21 protein-coding genes are annotated in these 18439 nt (G+C 32.4%); 13 read left to right on the top strand and 8 right to left on the bottom strand.

The window, feature by feature from the left end; translation table 11 throughout:
- Nucleotides 1–4 precede the first annotated feature (4 nt).
- From CBF37_RS07155 to gshAB, 3 genes are all read left to right on the top strand, one after another.
- Nucleotides 5–1966 carry a PTS fructose transporter subunit IIABC gene (locus CBF37_RS07155; protein ID WP_125984080.1) on the top strand — a complete coding sequence of 654 codons (1962 nt, stop codon included), beginning with the start codon at nt 5–7 and terminating at the stop codon, nt 1964–1966.
- A 329-nt stretch (nt 1967–2295) separates the two neighbouring features.
- Nucleotides 2296–2625 carry a PTS lactose/cellobiose transporter subunit IIA gene (locus CBF37_RS07150; protein WP_165866663.1) on the top strand — a complete coding sequence of 110 codons (330 nt, stop codon included), beginning with the start codon at nt 2296–2298 and terminating at the stop codon, nt 2623–2625.
- 97 nt (nt 2626–2722) lie between these two features.
- Nucleotides 2723–4993 carry a bifunctional glutamate--cysteine ligase GshA/glutathione synthetase GshB gene (gshAB, locus tag CBF37_RS07145; RefSeq protein WP_125984078.1) on the top strand — a complete coding sequence of 757 codons (2271 nt, stop codon included), beginning with the start codon at nt 2723–2725 and terminating at the stop codon, nt 4991–4993.
- A gap of 40 nt (nt 4994–5033) precedes the next feature.
- Here the strand turns inward: gshAB and CBF37_RS07140 are convergent, their stop codons facing one another.
- The 3 genes from CBF37_RS07140 to CBF37_RS07130 form a co-directional block, all read right to left on the bottom strand.
- Entirely contained in the window at nt 5034–6032 is a 999-nt protein-coding gene (locus CBF37_RS07140; protein WP_125984077.1) for a peptidylprolyl isomerase, read from the bottom strand.
- 160 nt (nt 6033–6192) lie between these two features.
- Nucleotides 6193–6555, bottom strand: coding sequence for a YtxH domain-containing protein (locus tag CBF37_RS07135; RefSeq protein WP_125984076.1), 363 nt, complete (start codon nt 6553–6555; stop codon nt 6193–6195).
- Nucleotides 6555–6983, bottom strand: coding sequence for an HIT family protein (locus CBF37_RS07130; protein ID WP_125984075.1), 429 nt, complete (start codon nt 6981–6983; stop codon nt 6555–6557). Before CBF37_RS07130 ends, CBF37_RS07135 begins: the two co-directional genes overlap by 1 nt.
- Before the next feature lie 149 nt (nt 6984–7132).
- Between CBF37_RS07130 and CBF37_RS07125 the strand changes: the two genes are divergently transcribed.
- The 8 genes from CBF37_RS07125 (at nt 7133) to CBF37_RS07090 (ending at nt 13505) form a co-directional block, all read left to right on the top strand.
- The gene (locus CBF37_RS07125; protein WP_125984074.1) at nt 7133–7867 is read left to right on the top strand and encodes an ABC transporter ATP-binding protein; all 735 of its coding nucleotides are present in this window, start codon (nt 7133–7135) and stop codon (nt 7865–7867) included.
- A 2-nt stretch (nt 7868–7869) separates the two neighbouring features.
- A complete protein-coding gene (locus CBF37_RS07120) occupies nt 7870–9099 on the top strand; it encodes an ABC transporter permease (protein WP_125984073.1) in 1230 nt (409 codons plus the stop codon).
- Between the two features lie 106 nt (nt 9100–9205).
- A complete protein-coding gene (locus tag CBF37_RS07115) occupies nt 9206–9988 on the top strand; it encodes a phosphotransferase family protein (protein WP_276309140.1) in 783 nt (260 codons plus the stop codon).
- 47 nt (nt 9989–10035) lie between these two features.
- Nucleotides 10036–10683 carry a tRNA (guanosine(46)-N7)-methyltransferase TrmB gene (gene trmB, locus CBF37_RS07110; RefSeq protein WP_125984071.1) on the top strand — a complete coding sequence of 216 codons (648 nt, stop codon included), beginning with the start codon at nt 10036–10038 and terminating at the stop codon, nt 10681–10683.
- Between the two features lie 959 nt (nt 10684–11642).
- On the top strand, nt 11643–11870 hold the full coding sequence (locus tag CBF37_RS07105; protein WP_125984070.1) for a YxeA family protein: 228 nt from the start codon (nt 11643–11645) through the stop codon (nt 11868–11870).
- A complete protein-coding gene (locus tag CBF37_RS07100; RefSeq protein ID WP_125984069.1) occupies nt 11867–12010 on the top strand; it encodes a YxeA family protein in 144 nt (47 codons plus the stop codon). The genes CBF37_RS07105 and CBF37_RS07100 overlap by 4 nt, the downstream gene beginning before the upstream one ends.
- Before the next feature lie 24 nt (nt 12011–12034).
- Nucleotides 12035–13177: a hypothetical protein gene (locus tag CBF37_RS07095; protein ID WP_125984068.1), complete on the top strand. Its 1143-nt coding sequence runs from the start codon at nt 12035–12037 to the stop codon at nt 13175–13177.
- A gap of 106 nt (nt 13178–13283) precedes the next feature.
- Nucleotides 13284–13505, top strand: a complete 222-nt coding sequence (locus CBF37_RS07090) for a hypothetical protein (RefSeq protein WP_125984067.1) — start codon at nt 13284–13286, stop codon at nt 13503–13505.
- A gap of 125 nt (nt 13506–13630) precedes the next feature.
- On the opposite strand, the gene CBF37_RS07085 is transcribed toward CBF37_RS07090, so the two are convergent.
- From CBF37_RS07085 to CBF37_RS07075, 3 genes are all read right to left on the bottom strand, one after another.
- Nucleotides 13631–14080: a GNAT family N-acetyltransferase gene (locus CBF37_RS07085; protein WP_125984066.1), complete on the bottom strand. Its 450-nt coding sequence runs from the start codon at nt 14078–14080 to the stop codon at nt 13631–13633.
- A 226-nt stretch (nt 14081–14306) separates the two neighbouring features.
- Entirely contained in the window at nt 14307–14624 is a 318-nt protein-coding gene (locus CBF37_RS07080) for a DUF3784 domain-containing protein (protein ID WP_125984065.1), read from the bottom strand.
- Nucleotides 14625–14735: 111 nt separating this feature from the next.
- Entirely contained in the window at nt 14736–15158 is a 423-nt protein-coding gene (locus CBF37_RS07075) for a YjdF family protein (RefSeq protein WP_125984064.1), read from the bottom strand.
- 239 nt (nt 15159–15397) lie between these two features.
- On the opposite strand from CBF37_RS07075, the gene CBF37_RS07070 reads away from it, so the two are divergent.
- Both CBF37_RS07070 and CBF37_RS07065 read left to right on the top strand, forming a co-directional pair.
- Nucleotides 15398–16186 (top strand): alpha/beta hydrolase, encoded by a 789-nt coding sequence (locus CBF37_RS07070; RefSeq protein ID WP_125984063.1) that lies wholly within the window; start codon nt 15398–15400, stop codon nt 16184–16186.
- Nucleotides 16187–16263: 77 nt separating this feature from the next.
- Nucleotides 16264–16638, top strand: a complete 375-nt coding sequence (locus CBF37_RS07065) for a hypothetical protein (RefSeq protein ID WP_125984062.1) — start codon at nt 16264–16266, stop codon at nt 16636–16638.
- Between the two features lie 151 nt (nt 16639–16789).
- On the opposite strand, the gene CBF37_RS07060 is transcribed toward CBF37_RS07065, so the two are convergent.
- Nucleotides 16790–17236 (bottom strand): GNAT family N-acetyltransferase, encoded by a 447-nt coding sequence (locus CBF37_RS07060; protein WP_125984061.1) that lies wholly within the window; start codon nt 17234–17236, stop codon nt 16790–16792.
- 507 nt (nt 17237–17743) lie between these two features.
- The coding region (locus tag CBF37_RS07055; RefSeq protein ID WP_125984060.1) for an IS3 family transposase at nt 17744–18439 on the bottom strand (696 nt) is incomplete at its 5' end.

The following is an 18439-nucleotide window of genomic DNA, read 5'->3' as shown; positions in this document are numbered from 1 at the left end:
AGTTATGAAAATTATCGACTTGCTATCAACAGATTGCATGATTCTTGATTTACAGGCAACTGAAAAAAAAGCAGCAATAGATGAAATGGTCAGCAAATTATATGAAGCCGGCCGTATTGATAATAAAGAAATGTTCGAAGAGGGTATTTTAGCTCGTGAGGCACAAACATCAACTGGTTTGGGTGATGGTATTGCGATGCCTCACTCAAAAAATAAAGCAGTTAAACAGGCAACTGTTCTATTTGCTAAAAGTGCTAAGGGTGTTGACTATGAATCACTTGATGGTCAGCCGACTTATCTTTTCTTTATGATTGCCGCTCCAGAAGGTGCCAACGATACACATTTACAGGCTTTAGCTAGTTTATCGCGTTTATTGTTGAATCCAAAGTTAATTGATACGTTAAAAGGTGTGACTGAACCGCAGCAAGTTTTGGAATTATTTGATAATGCTGAAAAAGAATACGAAGCGAAAGAAGCAGCCGAAGAAGCTAAAGCGAAAGAACAAGCAGATGACGCTATTGTATCTGATAAACCTTATATAGTTGCAGTTACTGCTTGCCCAACAGGAATTGCACATACTTACATGGCAGAGGATGCCTTGAAGAATAAAGCAGCTGAAATGGGCGTAGATATCAAAGTTGAAACAAACGGATCAGAAGGAGTTAAACATCGTTTAACACCAGAAGATATCTCTCAAGCTGTTGGGGTTATTGTTGCAGCAGATAAAAATGTTGAGATGGCACGTTTTGATGGCAAACATTTAGTTAACCGTCCAGTTAGTGATGGCATTAAGAAAACGGAAGAATTAATTAATTTAGCAACAAGTGGAAAAGCACCGATTTATCACAGTACAGGTGATGATTCAGAAGCTGAAGACGGCGAGTCAAGTAAAGGAAGTGTTGGTTCACAAATTTATAAACATTTAATGAATGGTGTCAGCCACATGCTTCCGTTCGTTATCGGCGGCGGGATTGCCATTGCCATTGCTTTCTTAATTGACCAAACGATGGGTGTTCCGCAATCTGAATTAGCTAATTTAGGTTCATATCATCCGGCAGCAGCTTACTTTAAAACAATCGGCGGGACAGCTTTTAACTTTATGCTGCCCGTGTTAGCAGGATACATTGCATCAAGTATTGCTGATCGACCAGGTTTAATTGTTGGGTTTGCAGCGGGTGCGTTAGCGGCTTCAGGTGTGTCAATTGGTAACTTAGAAAATCCTGTTTCTTCAGGTTTTTTAGGTGCTTTAGTCGGTGGTTTCTTAGCAGGCTATGTCATCTTACTATTGAAAAAAGTATTTGCTAAATTACCTAAATCTCTCGACGGTATTAAAACGATTCTATTCTTTCCAGTGTTTGGGTTGGTTATTACTGGATTCTTAATGTTGTTAGTCAACATTCCGATGGGTGCTATCAATACTGGTTTAAATAATTTCTTAATGTCATTATCCGGTGCAAATGCGGCATTATTAGGTGCGTTATTAGCAGCTATGATGTGTATTGATTTAGGCGGACCAATCAACAAAGCAGCTTATGTCTTTGGTACAGGAACACTTGCAGCAACAGTTGCAACAGGCGGTAGTGTCGTTATGGCGTCAGTTATGGCCGGTGGTATGGTACCACCATTAGCAATTGCGATTGCTAGTTTTATTTTCAAAAATAAATTTACAGAAAAAGAAAAACAAGCAGGTGTTACCAACTTAATTATGGGATTCTCATTTATTACAGAAGGTGCGATTCCATTTGCTGCTTCTGATCCACTACGCATGATTCCAAGTTTTGTTGTTGGAGCAATAGTAACAGGTGGATTAGTCGGTGGTATGGGTATTAAATTAATGGCTCCACATGGTGGTATCTTTGTTATTGCTTTAGTCAGTCATCCATTTATGTACTTGCTATTTATCTTATTAGGCGCTGTTATCAGTGCGGTCATGTTAGGATTCTTACGTAAACCAGTAGCAGAATAATAATAAGCAGTATCGAAAAGACAGCTTTTTCGATACTGCTTTTTTTCTAGTAATGAAGTGCTAAACAAGCTGTTATTAATATACAATGATGCTAATTACAGGATGAGCATAAGGAAAAATGATTGCAATATGGGACATGGAAACTGGCAGATGGTAAGGTTGTTGTAATTTCGCTGTTTTTTTTCCTATGTCCCATGCTTAAAATATGCGACTAATCTATATATTATGATGGATTTTTTGCAGTATTAGCTTTGATTTTTTTATTATTATCGATGCAATCCTCTTTTATAAACGAATTTATAAAAAGTAATGACGGAGGTTGGAAATTAATGAAACAAGAATGGTTAATGATAACAACAGATTTAATTAAACAAATAAGTCAAGCTAAACAATATGCAGGGTCTGCCTTGCAATCCGCTAAAGCAGCAGAGTTTAAGTCGGCAGCTCATAATATGTTTCTAGCACAAGAAAAAATTCAATCAGCTAAATTAATTCAAGCTGACTTATTAGCAACAGATAATATGGTGAGTAATTCTGAAGATATTCTAATGAATACCTTACTTTCTGTTCATAGCGAAGATCATTTAGTAACTGCTTCAGCATATCTTGACTTAGTTAGTGAATTTATAAACGTTTATAAACGATTGATGACTGAATAAAATAAAGACTTAAAAACAGATAAATAGAGAATAATAGATGTGAATGTTATAATGACCACATGAGAATTTGACTTTAATGCAAAGGAATATATGATAAATGAGAGACTTACAAGAACAGTTAATTCAAGAAAAAATAAGACCATTATTCAAAAAGATGCGCATTGGTTTGGAAAAAGAAAGCCAACGAGTGACACCTGATGGTAGTTTGGCTAAAACAGATCATCCTAAATCATTAGGTAGCAGAGATTATCATCCTTATATACAAACAGATTTTAGTGAGACACAAATGGAGTTGATTACACCTGTCTTTGAAAGTTCTGAGGAAGTCATTCAATTTTTAGGTGCCTTACATGATGTGGGAATTCGTTCGATGGTAGAGTCAGAACGTCTATGGCCGTTAAGTATGCCCCCAGCATTGCCTCAGCAAGATAGAGATATTATCATTGCAAAATTAGCATCGCAAGGAGACGTTAATTATCGTCGTTATTTAGCTAAAGTGTATGGCAAAAGAAAACAAATGGTCAGTGGGATTCATTATAATTTTGAATTACCGAAAGAGTTGATTCATTGTTTATATAATCAGCAAACAGAGCATGAAACATTTGAAAAATTTTCAACACAAATTTATTTAAAAATTGCTCGTCAATATTTACGGTATCGCTGGTTATTAACCTACTTAATTGGAGCATCACCTTATGCAGAAGATATGTATTTTATTGAGGATGCCCCTAAGCAGCCGGTGAGAAGCATTCGCAATAGTCAATATGGATATACAAATCGTCCAGAAATTCATGTGTCTTATCAATCACTGGAATCATATGTCGCTGATATTGAAAAATTAGTTGATCATGGTGAATTGATTGAAGCGAAAGAATTTTATTCACCTGTTAGATTACGCGGTTCTGAACCGTTGGGAAAAATGTTAGAGACTGGTATTAGGTACATTGAGTTGCGAAATATCGATTTAGATCCATGGGCTGAGTATGGTATCACGACATGGACAATGGACTTTATTCACTTATTTGTGATGTTGATGCTGTGGCTTCCTGAAGACTCTGTGTCAGATGAGATGGTCGATTTGGGAACAGAATATAATGATATGGTGTCCTTAGAGCATCCATTGGAACAAACAAGGTTTTTAGATGAAGGTGAATGGCTATTAAGTCAAATGGCTGATATGGCTGAAAAGCTACAAATGCCCAATGAATCGATAGACATGATTGCAGCAGCAGCTGAACAGTTAGCAAAACCTGAATTGACTTTAGCAGGTCGAATGGTTGCTTATCTTGACGAATGTCATTTATCGCAGCATGATTTTGCGACAACGTTAGCTGAAGATTTCTATCAAGAGGCAACACGTCGACCATATCAGCTTGCTGGTTATCGGCATATGGAACTATCTACACAGATAATGATTTTTGATGTTTTACAAAAAGGAATTAAATTAGAAGTATTAGATGAACAAGACCAGTTTTTAAAATTATCGTTTAAAGGTCATGTCGAATATGTTAAAAATGGAAACATGACAAGTAAAGATAGTTACGTTGTCCCATTGATGATGGAAAATAAAGTAGTGACAAAGAAGATTCTAAATCAGGCGGGTTATCGTGTGCCGCAGGGACAAAATTTTAGTTCTTTCGAAAAAGCCGCCGAAGCGTATGAACAATTTATTGATAAGGCTGTTGTAGTAAAGCCTAAATCAACAAATTTCGGTTTAGGTATTTCTATTTTTAAAGAAGGTATGTCGCAAGAAAGATATTATCAAGCTTTAGAATTGGCTTTTGCTGAAGATAGTGATGTATTGGTCGAAGAATTTATCGAGGGAACAGAGTATCGTTTCTTTGTAGTAGATGGGCAAACATTAGCTGTCTTGCTGAGAGTTCCAGCCAATGTTGTTGGAGACGGTCGACAAACTATTAGAGAGTTGGTTGAGTTAAAAAATCAAGACCCTTTACGTGGTGAAAATCATCGATCACCTTTAGAAAAGATAATGTTGGGTGATTTGGAAGAGCTGGCTCTTAAAGAGCAAGGATTAACATTTGACAGTGTTCCAAGAATGGCAGAGGTTATTTATTTACGTGACAATTCAAACGTTAGTACTGGTGGCGACTCAATTGATGTGACCAATCAAGTAGATGACAGTTATAAAAGAATGGCAGAGGCTGCTGTGACTACTCTTGGAGCAATTGTCAGTGGAATAGATGTTATTATTCCTGATATTACTAAACCACTTGATAATGTAAAAGATTATGGGATTATTGAGGCTAATTTTAATCCGATGATGCATATGCACATCTATCCTTATGCGGGTGAAAGCCGGCGCTTAACACAGTCGATACTCAAGTTGCTTTTTCCAGAATTACCATAAAAAATAAGCACACTCTAGACTAGCTAGGGTGTGCTTGTTTTTATTTTTTATCGGTAGAATCAGTTTTAGATTCTTCAGTTTTATCTTTTGAATCAGATTTTGAATTATCTTTTTTATCTTGATCTTTATTTGGTAAATAAGGGGTTAAGATGTCTTTGAATTCATTGTCTTTAATTTTAACATTGGCTTTGTTTAGTTCATCACCTAAGACTTTTTGTTGGAAAGCAGGATCAGATAATTTAGTTTGCTCAACAACTTCTTTTAATTGTTTTTCAAACGGTTTGTAGTCATTACCTTTTTTCTGATTCTTATCCATTTTAACAATGTAGAATGCTTCAGCCCCTGTCATTTGGTTAGCAGCTGTGATAACTTCAGAAGTGTTGCCGTCGTTTAATTTATATGCGGCTTCTTTTACTTCTTGAGGTACAGCTACGTTAGCTGGTTTTGTTACTGCAGTTGAATTAAATGTTACTTTACCTCCACTTGCCTTAGTTGTTGTATCTAAAGATTTTTCTTTAGCAATTTTAGTGAAGTCTCCACCATCTTTTAATTCTTTAGCAATACTATCTGCTGTTTCTTTTTTATCGACCATGATGATTTGAGCATCAACATCTGGATGATATGTTTTCCATGCTTCTTCTAAATCTTTATCAGTAATTTTGATGTGAGATTCCATCATTTTCTTTTGTGCTAAGTTTGATTTGATATTTTCTTTAAATTGTTTAGAATCCATACCGTATTGTTTTAATGCATCTTCAAATGCTTTTTTACCGCCGTATTGTTTTTCAGCAGTAGAATATTCTTTATCGATTTCATCTTGTTTGATATCTTTTCCGTAATTTTCTAAAGCAATTTTATTGAAAATCATACCAGTTAAGACTTGCTTAGACTGATCGCCTTTAATTAATTCGTTGTAAAAATCTTCTTGAGTAATTTTACCGCCTTTCATTGAGACGATTTCTTTGTTTCCGCTAGAACAGCCGGCCAAAGTTACTAAACCTAGTACTGCAGCAGCAGTCAATTTAATTGATGTTTTCATGTAGTTCGGACACTCCTATTCAATTTTTTGATAATTGTTCATTTATTATTAATCACGTTTACAACTATAACATACTATTAATGTAAAAAAAATGTTAATAAGGCTAATTTCAATAAAATTTCATAAAATAATCACGTTTTAGAACCTACGAATAGTACCTTTATGTTAATTTCTGTTTAAAGCTGTCAATTTCTTGATTGATTTTGCCAAGTTGTTGTTTGATTTCGGTAATACGTGGATCTATTTTAAAATTAAAGCGATTAATGCTTTTCTCGGTATTTTCAATTAATGGTGGTAATAGAGTGTTAAGAGAGTCTTTAACCTTAGTAATGTCTTCTTTGACTGCTTGAGCATCATTTTTAGTTGTTAAAACGAGATCAACACTATTTTCAACAGATGACGTTAATTCTTCACGAAGGTCAGCCCCTTTTCTGGGTGCGCACAGCAGACCAATGCCGCCGCCGATTGCTGCACCTGTGAGTAATCCTTTAATAAATTTATGAGTAGAAAATGATGCAGTCATCAGTTGCTCACATTCTTTCTTATAGATTCAGCGATTGCTGCCATATCATCAGCAGAGTATAACTCTCCGTTGTTTTTAAACGTCATACTAAAATCATCATCTGCGCCGTATCTAGGGATTAGATGAATATGCGAATGAAAGACTGTCTGGTAAGCAATTTCTTTATTGTTATTGACAATATTTAAACCCTCCATATCGGGAAAGTTTTTTTCTAGAGCACGGGCAATTTTTGGAATGCGTGAAAAAACTATTTGAGCCAAATCTTCATCGTATTCAAAAATATCTGCGATATGTTTTTTCGGAATGACTAAGGTATGTCCTTTTGTAGTCTGAGTAATATCTAAAAAGGCATAAACTGCATCGTCTTCATAAACAGTATAGCTTGGAACTTCACGATCAATGATTTTACAAAAAATACAATCTGTCATGTGGGTTTCCTCCTAATAATAAATAGATATGCTTCATAAATACCTTACCATAAATATGTCATCAATTGGAGAAAATATCATCCTTTATCTAAGGAGATTTCAATAAAAAATATGGTATACTTACTGTATTATTAATGGAGGAATTGTTAATGAGTTTAAGAATAAAACATGTGACAGGGGGCTATGGTCATATCCCTGTTTTAAAAGATATTTCATTCGATGTGTCATCGGGGGAAATGGTGGGACTAATCGGTTTGAACGGAGCAGGGAAAAGTACAACGATTAAACATATTATCGGTTTACTGACTGCTCAAAAAGGAACGATTACAATTGACGATGAGACGCTAAAAGCAGCTCCAGAAAATTATCGCAAAAAAATCGGTTATATTCCCGAGTCGCCGGTACTGTATGAAGAGTTAACTTTGCGTGAACATATCGAAGTAACTGCAATGGCTTATGATATTCCAATAGATGAAGCTTTTAAGCGAGCAGAAAAACTATTGAAAACTTTTCGCTTAGAAAATAAACTGGACTGGTTTCCGGTGCATTTTTCTAAAGGTATGAAACAAAAAGTGATGGTATTATGTGCGTTTCTCACACGTCCTAGTCTGTATATTATAGATGAACCTTTTTTAGGGTTAGATCCACTGGCTATTAATGCTTTACTGGAACTAATGGAAGAAATGAAAAAAGATGGTGCAGCCATATTAATGTCTACGCATATATTAGCAACGGCAGAAAAATATTGTGATCGTTTTGTTGTGCTGCATAATGGAGAAGTACGAGCTGACGGGTCGATGCCTGAATTACGTGAAGAGTTCCATTTGCCTGATTCTTCGTTGGATGATATTTACATATCATTGACTAAAGAAGAGGAGGCATAACAATGACTGAGTTTTATCAATTGCGCTTGAAACGGCATCAAACTAAAATGATGAAATACATGAAGTATATTTTTAATGATCATTTTATTTTAATTCTGATGTTTGCAGTGGGCGGCTGTGGATTGTATTATTCTGATATGATTAAAACATTAACAGTTGATCAATCAATGTTTATCAAAGTCGTGGTTGCACTAATCTGGCTGCTGACTCTGCTTTTAGGCCATCTGGCAACCCTTCTGCAAGAAGCAGATCAAGTGTTTTTACTGCCGAAAGAAAGACAAATGAAAGAATATTTAAAGAAGGCTATTAATTATTCAATGGTCTTTCCAAGCATTGTGTTAATTGTTTTGGTTGGAATAACAATGCCGTTGCTTGTAGTTGTAGAATTAGCCGGTAGTGTTCAATTTTTGATGTACCTAGTTATGCTGATTACTTTAAAACGAATTGATTTACAATTGAAATTGCAATTTTTGTACCAACAAGACGACCAGCAATGGACAGTGAGACGACTGCTTTGGTTGGCTGTGACAGTTTGTTGCATTCTTCTAAGTTTATTTGTACAACCGGTTATCGGATTGGTATTAGCACTTATTTATTTGCTAATTAACGATAATATGACAAAACAGGCAATCAAAAGCGGCACATTAATGTGGGAAAAAGGCTGTCAAATTGAAAAAAAACGAATGAAACAAATGTATACTTTCATTAACTTATTTACTGATGTACCTGGTTTGACAAGCGAAGTTAAACGACGTGCTTATTTGGATAAATGGTTGAATCGAATTCCGAAAACACAAGCGAATGTTTATAGATATCTTTACGCGAGAGTTTTCCTTCGAGGAACAGAGTATAGCGGGTTGGTCATTCGTTTGATGGTTGTGGGTGGTTTGATTATGGCATTTAGTTCAGAGTTGTGGATTAGTGCATTGATTTCCGTGCTGTTCCTTTATTTGATTGGGTTTCAATTGGTACCGATTGTTGGAGAGTTTGACTATATGCTGTTAGCTCAACTCTATCCAGTATCAGCAAAGCTGAAGACCAACGCAGTTGAACAATTGATTGCTAAAATTTTAGGTTTTGTTAGTTTGATTTTTGCCGTTATTAGTTTGATAACATTATCAAATAAGCTGGATGCCTTGATGATAATTGCAGCATTGGCAATAGAATGGCTTCTTTTATATAAGTCCTATATCCCGCACAGATTAAAAAAAATACAGAAAATGTCATTTTAACAGAAACAAATTGAATTATATGATATACTGATTGTCTGATTTTGAAAAATGTTGGTAACTGTCTTTTATGCGGAAGTTTGATTAAGTTTATTGGGGAGAAAAGATTGTGATATTTAAATTTGATAAAAACTGGAATCTCCAACCGCTAAAAGGGGATACCGGTAAGGCTTATAAGGGTATCAAGGATGGAGAAAAAGTATTTTTAAAAAGAAATTCGACACCTTTTCTGGCGGCTTTATCCAGAGAAGGGCTTACACCTAAATTGCTTTGGACAAAGCGTATGGGTAATGGAGATATTGTGACCGCACAAGAATGGCTTGATGGTCAGCAATTATCGACAATTGATATGGTTGAAAGTACTGAAGTTATTCGAATATTAAATCATTTGCACCAATCGGAATCGCTACGTTCAATGTTGAAACGAATGGGTGGTCACGAAAAATCTGCTTTTGATTTTTTACGTGATTACGTGAATGATTTGCCAATAGAATTAAAAAATGATTCTTTCTTACTTGAAGTATTTCGCTACTTGGAGGATCATTTACCAACTTATGATCCGCAGTTTCATGTAGCGTGTCATGGCGATGTCATGCATAAGAATTGGGTACAATCTATTGATGGTACTGTGTTTTTAGTGGACTGGGATTATTCAATTCTGGCTGACCCGGCGCTTGATTTCGGATCAATTCTGGGTTGTTATCTGCCACGTGAAGAATGGTCGAAATGGCTAGAACGCTATGGAGAAAACCCTAATGATAATTTGTTAGAGCGAGTTAAATGGTACGCAGCAATTAATTTACTGTTGCAGATTAAACGCAGTTATTTAAGTGAAGATTTAGAAGCAATGGAAGAGTATCTAGAGCTTCTGAGGAAAATAGAATTAGTTTAGAGTTCTTTGATTAACTAGTCAAGGAACTTTTTTTAGGAGGAAAATAAATGAGATTACGAAACAAACCGGGAGCAGAGCAGACAATTGCAGATCACCCACAGTATATTTTAACAGATGCCAGTGACTGGAAAGGTTGCTGGGAAGAACGCTTTGCAAAAAAACAACCGATTCACATCGAAGTCGGTAGTGGAAAAGGTCAGTTTGTTGTGGGGATGGCAAAAGCGAATCCTGATATTAATTATATTGGTATTGAATTGCAGACAAACGCGATTATCTCTATATTAGAAAAACAAATAGAAGAAAAATTACCTAATTTGCAGCTGTTATTAGTAAACGGGGCTGACTTATCTGATTATTTTGCGGAAGGCGAAGTGGATCAGATTTATCTGAATTTCTCGGACCCATGGCCGAAAAAACGTCATATTAAGCGTCGCTTAACATATAAGACTTTTTTAGCAACGTATGAAACAATCGCAAGACCTGGGGCTGAACTGCACTTTAAAACGGATAATCGCGGTCTGTTCGAGTATTCTTTAGCGAGCCTATCACAATACGGCATGGTATTAAAACAAGTATGGTTGGACTTACATGAATCGTCATATGAAGGTAATGTGCTGACGGAGTATGAAGAAAAATTTTCTAAAAAAGGTCAACCAATTTATCGGCTGGAGGCGGAATTTACAGGAAAAAAATAAAAAGAATGATTATCGCAATATCTTTAAGCCATAAGACCTAATGAAGAAGAAGTGTCTGTTGTCAAATTCAAGTATAGATAAATTTGACAGGAGATGCTTTTTTATTATTGTGAAAAGTCTAGTCTTAGCTATATTAGCGTAGCTTCCTTCATTTTTTTATCTTAATATAAAGATAATACTCTTAAAGTACACGATAAACGTTGCCACAGTTAAATTTTTTTCTATAAGAGTAGGGAAAAAAATGCAAATTATTTTTCAAAATGAGAACAAGATGATTTAGGGAAAAATATTTAATATTGAACACAATAATGAGCTTTCGCAAGAAGAAAAATGGGTCGCAAAAGATAAAGTATTAGGGGTAAAAATTGGCACACATCAAACTGATTTTACGGCACAAAAAATGAAGAAAAGACACCTTATGACTCTGACTTATCGCCTGAAGAATTTAAAAATTTCAAGATAAAATTAATCAACTTCATAAAAAAAAGCTAGCATTTTTTTATGATGCAACAGCAACTTCTTGTGAAAATATTTTAAGCGATAACACCCACATTAGTGATGTGGGATGTAAGTATGGATTGACCTAAGATGTTAAGCAATTACCATCACATTTTTGATGTATGGAGAAAAGTGCGTATTACGCTTTATTTGTCACTTTTTTATCGATTCACATTCGATTATTTCTTACTAGGTACTATAACCTTTTTCATTTTGTGTAGACCAATCTACTTTCGCAATTCTGGCGTGTTTGCTCCGTGGTAAGTCTGCAGCTTTTTATAATAAGTAATTATGTAAAGCAAAGAGTTAAATCACTTTTTATTCTCTCTTTAAAAAAATTTATATTATCAATCCAACACCAACCCTATTTGCTTATCATTCTACAGCCGTTTTACTCTCGACTACTTTTTTAGTACTCTAAAATTGTTAAATATTAAATAAAAAAAGGATGAAATTAGTAAATGAAAATCTTAAATTGGGTTATTTGGGGAATCATATCAATTATTGGAATGGCATTTATAGGAAAGATTTATTATGATAATTTATATGGTGTTATGTATTATACAAAAATCACTTCTGAACCAATATCTGAACAACATATAACTGAAGGTGGCGGTACGGGATTAACAGAGTATACTTATAAACAAGTAGGTTATAATAAAAATAGCGAAAAAAGGACTTCACAATGATTGAAGCAAGGAATAAACCATTAAGAAAAGACGCTTATCTTAAATTAAAAGTTAATCAAAATAAAGGAATAATTAGGTCTGACGAAGTTAGTTTAACAGATATTCCGGATTCAACATCAGAAAAAATAAATCGTGATTAAAAAATTCTTGAAAGGGTGGAGATATTGAAAAAAAAAACTAAAATAAGTTTTTTTATATTAAGTCTTATATTTATTATTTTTATTGGTCCGATAGTTGGCAACAAATTCATTAAAACCTCTGTGTCGAGTTTAAACAAAACAGACAGGCAAATGATTACTGATATGACAACTTTTAACCAGTCACTAATAGACAAGGGAGAGATATGGCCTAATTTCAACGTCACAGACTACCCTATAATAACGATTAATCAATCTAAATGGTTGAACCGATTCTATGCTTTTAACTTTAAGAAAACTAGCTCCATTGGTTCAAAAGAGTTAACTCAAAGTAACCAAAATATTGCTGTGCCTGTGAGTAGATATGCAAGTACCTATCCTCAAGTCATCCCACTTAATTTAGCCATAGGGAATTTTTCTACAACGGGTAGTAGAAAAAATATTGATCAAAATAAACCAGTTTTCTTTATTAAATATACTCAAGATAATTTTACAGCTATGCCTCCAGGTAATCAATTTATTATCTTTACTATGCATGAAGCATTTCATTTTTACGCACAAAACTGTTGGCAAGATGGCCAGCCTAATCAAATTGATTTAACAGTGGATGACCTATCGCTCCTTGGCTTATCCTATAAATTATTAGATAAGTTAAATCAGTCTAACCTAAAAAATGAAGAGGTATTGTCTTTATTACAAGAATATATAACGGTCTATGAAGAAAGACAAAAAACGAATCCTGACTATTTGATAGAGGAGGCAAAAAAAGAAACCATTGAGAGCACAGCTTCTTATGTTGGTCGGGAATCAGGAAAAAGAATTAATAAAAAATACGACATACTAGAATTTGAAAACGGTGGGAAACCTACATTTTATGAGGTGTTTCAAGCTATGGGAAATGGTGACTTTGGTACTGAATTCCTTGTTGATTTTTCTTTGTATAACACTGGAAATGTTTTAGCTAATTCTTTAGATAAATTAAATAAACAACAATGGAAAGAGCACCTTAATCAAAATACAAAAGAAAAATCTATCTCATTCTATGATTTAATTAAAAATTACTTAAATGACAATACACGCCAGAAAACCTTGGAACAAATTAAAACAGAGAATGAGTTCAAGAAGATTCAAGAAGAAGCGATCCATGTACATGCTAAAATAAACCAATAGATGTTGTTACTTAATATAATCATGGTATATGTTAACCAACTTAAATTTGATGTTCACATGGTATAATTAATTTAACTAAAATACTTAGTAAAAAGGAGGAATCAGAATGTGGTTATTCACTTTGATTTTAGTAGCTATATCTGATGTTTTTATTTTTATAATGGGTTTTAAATTAAGACAAGGGAAATGGCTAAGGCTTGTTGCTGGTAATACATCTAATAAGTATCCTAAAGAAGCTAAAGATGTTGCTCCTTATATTGGTATCATATGCATGGTTATCAGTATTTTTATTTTAATTACTTTAATTCTAACTTGGTACTTTAGTTAATTTACTTAGTATAACTGCCATTATGTGAACCTAGAGCTACATCAGCTATTTAATCGATTTATATATCTTGATAATAAGTAAAAGTCATCAGAATCAATTCTGATGACTTTTAAATTGCTCTAATTTTAAAAAATATCTGTTTTGATTGTTTTTATTAGATGTGTTATAGGATATGGCTTACCAAATCCGTCTACCTCATCTTCACTTTCTATTTCAAAACCATGATTTAAATAAAAGTTTTTTGCATATTCGTTTTGAGTATTAACATCAATTTTATTTATATTTTCCATTTCCATTAACTCGATTAATATTTTACTGCCATATCGTTTTCCAATGAAATCGGGATCAAGAAAAAGCATGACTAATTCATCTTCACTTATTCCACTAAATCCGATAATTTCATCATTGTCTTCCCACAGATATAGATTAACGTAATCTAAATGTTCTGGAATAATTTTTTTATAAAAATTAAAGTCCTCATCCGATAGAAAATGGTGAGTTTTTTTTGCCGATTTTTCCCAAATATCTAAAACTAATTTGTAATCATTTTTAGTTGCTTTTTTTTTATTTAACATAATAATATTCTCCTTTATTTATCTTAATTCTTTATATCCTCTCCTTCCTATTACTTATTTGATTATTTTTTGTGTGTATCCCATTTAAAATATGTATTCATTTTATTTCACCAATCCTTTGTTTTTTGTCTAATCTTACAAAGCAAATCTTAAAGATATCCATAATTAATGTCAAACTTTCTAACTTAGATTAATAAGTAATTATGTTAACTAAGACGTTAAATAACTATTTTTTGTATTTATCAAAAGAACCAATTGAATTAATTACTAAAATAAAAAATATTAACATAGCTCCTACTCCAAAATACTCATGAATGAATTGAGAAAGAATAGAGCCTAATAATAAGACCAGTCCCCAGGTTAATAATGAATTTCTCATATCTAAACTAATCTTTTTTTGGTCATAATCTTTTTTATCTTTTTCAGCAATACTATCAAATCCACTAACTAAAATTGTTCCCTTTTCTTTTAACAAGTGGAATGTTATTGCACCTATAAAACATAGAACAGCTATTCCTAGATCAATAATTGTTATTGGACTCATAATAATCGCTCCTTTTAGCTAATTATACTACTAAAAAACAACTTGGCATAATCACCAGTTATGTAAACTAAAAAACCCTTCAAAATAAATTGAAGAGCTTTTACAATATTCTTAGTGACCTTTGTGTTTTTCACGCTTTTTAGCTTGTTTTCTTTCAAATTGCTCTTTTAGGTACAATTCTTTACGTTCTTTTCTTTTCTTTTTAGCTACTTTTTTCTTTTCTTCATGTTGAAGTCTTATAGCTTCTTGCGACTTAGAAGATAGAATTTTTTGCTTCTTTTCTTTATTGATCATTCTCTGAAGTCTTTTGGGGTTAATCTTTTTTCGTTCTTGTTTCTCTTGCATAGTTTTATTTTGAGCCAACCACTCTTCATTTAACATGCTAGGAAGAATATAATTAATAAAATTAAAAATATCCTCTACTTTTGGTTCTGGTCCAAAAATATGCTCTCGAACGACCCAATTATTTTTTTCATCTGAATACTCAATTAAGCCACACCAATATTGTCCGTTAAAATAAATAGTCAAAGACATATTTATTCCTCCCTTTATTTAAAAATTAGAATAAAGGACGACCCAGGGAGGGAAGGTTACTTACAATGTTTTCGGACTACCAACCGAAATGTGATTTTATATTCTATGATTAATATAATTCATTCTATAGAATCTTTCAACTGTTACTATTTCACTCATTATAATCTGCCATTATGTTAACCTAATGGTAATATTGGCAGCTATATCAAATGATATAATTTCAAAAAGGAGTTGAGATTATGAGCGTATATAAAACAGAATTAGGATCTATTCATTACTTTTATAAAAAAGCTAAAGAAAATCAAAAAACTATTGTATTTCTACCATCTTTTGGAGGAGATTCTACCTATTTTAATTTTAAAAATATAATAGATAAACTGAATCATCAATATGGTTATTTAGCTATTGATACTATTGGATATGGAGAAAGTATTGAACAAGATATGAATAGAAATATATCTAATATCATACAGAATTACTTAGATATTATTAATTATTTAAAATTAAAAAACATAGTTTTATTTGGTCACAGTATGGGCGCTATCTATAGTTTGTTCTTATCTCAAAAAAAACTAGATATCAAATCAATTTTTTTAATAGAACCTCCTCATATCGATATAAAAGATGCTGTTCTTAATGAAGATGAGAACTTCATAGAACAAGTTAAAAATATTAAAACAATGATTGTGAAGGGTGATGTCATTCCAACAGATTTTTTAGAAAGTACTAACCCCAATAACACATTAGAAGAGCGGACTTTAAACAGTCAAATTTTGTTTAACGGATTTGGTAACGAATCGATACTATCAGAATCGAAAAATACTGTTGAGACTATTGATGAATCAGCAAAAATATTATCGGATAGTTTATTAGCAAATATTACCTTGCTTTGTACTGATGCAAGGGAAGAAGAATATAATAATTCACAATTTAAAAATGTGAAAGATATTTTTGCTTTAAAAGGCTCACATTATCTGCACTGGTCAAACGAAAAAGAGGTATTAAAAATATTATTTAATGTTATTTAGTGGCTTGGTTTACATAATTACATAATTATTCTAAGTTAGATAATAGTGGTATAATAGAATAAAAAGGAGTTTTAAAAATGAACGCAAAGATAATTAAGATACTTGGGATAATTAGTTTGTTAGTAGTTTTATCTTCATGCACTTTAAGGAGAGAATTTAATGGTAGTAGAACTGGTAATGACGACCAATTTATAATGTCATACGATATTTTAAATACGAAAGACTCTCAAGAATTAACTTTTAAAAAATCAGAAAAAATAATAAGTGATATTGATAATAAATCTGGAGAGCTAACTGTAGAATTTTTAAATAAAAATGAGGAGATCTTATTTAAAAAGAACTACAATAAAGATAAAGATAGGTTTACCTTTGAAGTTCCAAAGGACGGAAAATATGTAATTTCTGTTACTGGTAAAAATGCTAAAGGAAAAGTTAGTTTTATCAAAGAATAGTTATTTAACTCCTTGCTTTACATAATTAGATATTAAATTAAGTTAAAGAGGCTCTCAGAAATATTCTGAGAACCTTTAATAATTATTCAGTTAACATAAAACTCAATTTTACAAAGAAAGAAAAAAATATTAGGTTAACTTAGTATAATCACTAGTTATATTTTTCCATAAAATAATTTAAAAAAGTTTCACCTCTCAGAAATGCTTGATTCTCTTTGATGACATTATAGCCCTGAGATTTGAAAAATGGTTTTGCAGTTATAGATGAGTACGTTGAAAAGGTTGTTGAAGAACATTTCAATTCTAGTTCTTTTAATATTAATTTTGCTATTCCTTTATTTTGCCAATCTTTATTGACGAACAGTCTATCTAAGTAACCCGTGTTAGTCATATCACCATAACCAATTATTTTGTTTGTTTCTGTTAAAACTATTTGTGCATTCTCAGGTATAGAATTTTTAAAATCATTTAGGTCAATATTAGACCATGCTAATACTTGTTTTTCTGAATAATCTTTTATATTAATGTTCATGATACATTCTTTTATCATTATAATAATTTCGTTTAAGTACTTATCCTCATAATTTTGTATAATCATTAAGTTCCCTCCTAAAAAAGATAGCATTACTGTATGTATCTTGAACTAATAGTTATTTAACTGACTGGTAGACATGATGGCAGTTATATTTGGTCAAAAATAATTATTTTAAATCAAAAGAAATCTTTTTTCAGTATTTCCCATTTTAAATGTATATTTAGAATCAAAATTATCAATAAAAATCGATGTTTAACAGGTACTTTTTCATTTATTTTAAATAGCTTTTGTAGTCATTTCATCATACATATTAGCGTTGCATTTCTTAAACGTTTCATGAAAGGAGCTAGTTTAAAAAAATCTAAACAAAATAGTTTTGGAAACACCTATAATATCAGCTATTTCTTTCATTATTTTGTATGTTTCATCATTTCTCAAAGCGTTTCACTGTGATAGTGTATCGAAGATTGATAACAAAATAAAGAGAACGTACTACACTTTCTTTAACTTGTAACTATATTATAAATTTGGATCTAGGTCAATATCTTAGACACATTTTTGTAGAGACAGTTAAGCCATTCTAAACTTCTCTTGTGTTTCAAATTCATGTGGTGTTAAATAGTTAATCGAACTATGGATTCGATTACGGTTATAAAATCCCTCAATATAACTAAATAAGGCTTGATTGGCTTCTTCAAAATCTAAATAGCTTGTTGTGTAAACTTCTTCTTTCTTTAATGACGCATGAAACGATTCAATCCCTGCATTATCATAAGGCATTCCTTTACGACTATAGGAATGTCTTATTTTATTTGTTGCTAACCATTCTTCATATTCTAAAGAGGTATATTGGCTACCTAAATCAGTATGTAGAATCATTCCTTCTGGAATGTCATAACGCTGTTTAGCTTGATTTAAAGTCTTTAGAACACAATCTACTGTCTTATGTTCTGAAAAAGTATAGCTGATAATTTTCTTCGTGTGTAAATCCATAATCGAAGATAGATAACACCAACCATTTTTCTTTGTTGGAATGTAAGTGATATCAGCTACCCACTTTTCACAGATATTTTTAGTAGAAAAGTTTTGATTTAAAATATTTTCTTTTGAAACAATTTTTTTATTAGACAATTGAGGTTTGTATTTCTTGACAACAATTGATTTTAAACTTAATTGTTTCATTAATTTCTGGACATGTTTAAGTGATACTGAAATACCTTCTTTTAACATCATTTGACGTATTTTGGTTGCACCATAACGCTGTTT

This window comes from Vagococcus vulneris, assembly GCF_003950515.1.
In the GTDB taxonomy this organism is placed as follows: Bacteria; Bacillota; Bacilli; order Lactobacillales; family Vagococcaceae; genus Vagococcus; species Vagococcus vulneris.
The sequence above is the reverse complement of the archived record's forward strand: the minus strand, read 5'-3'. Positions and strand labels throughout refer to the sequence as shown.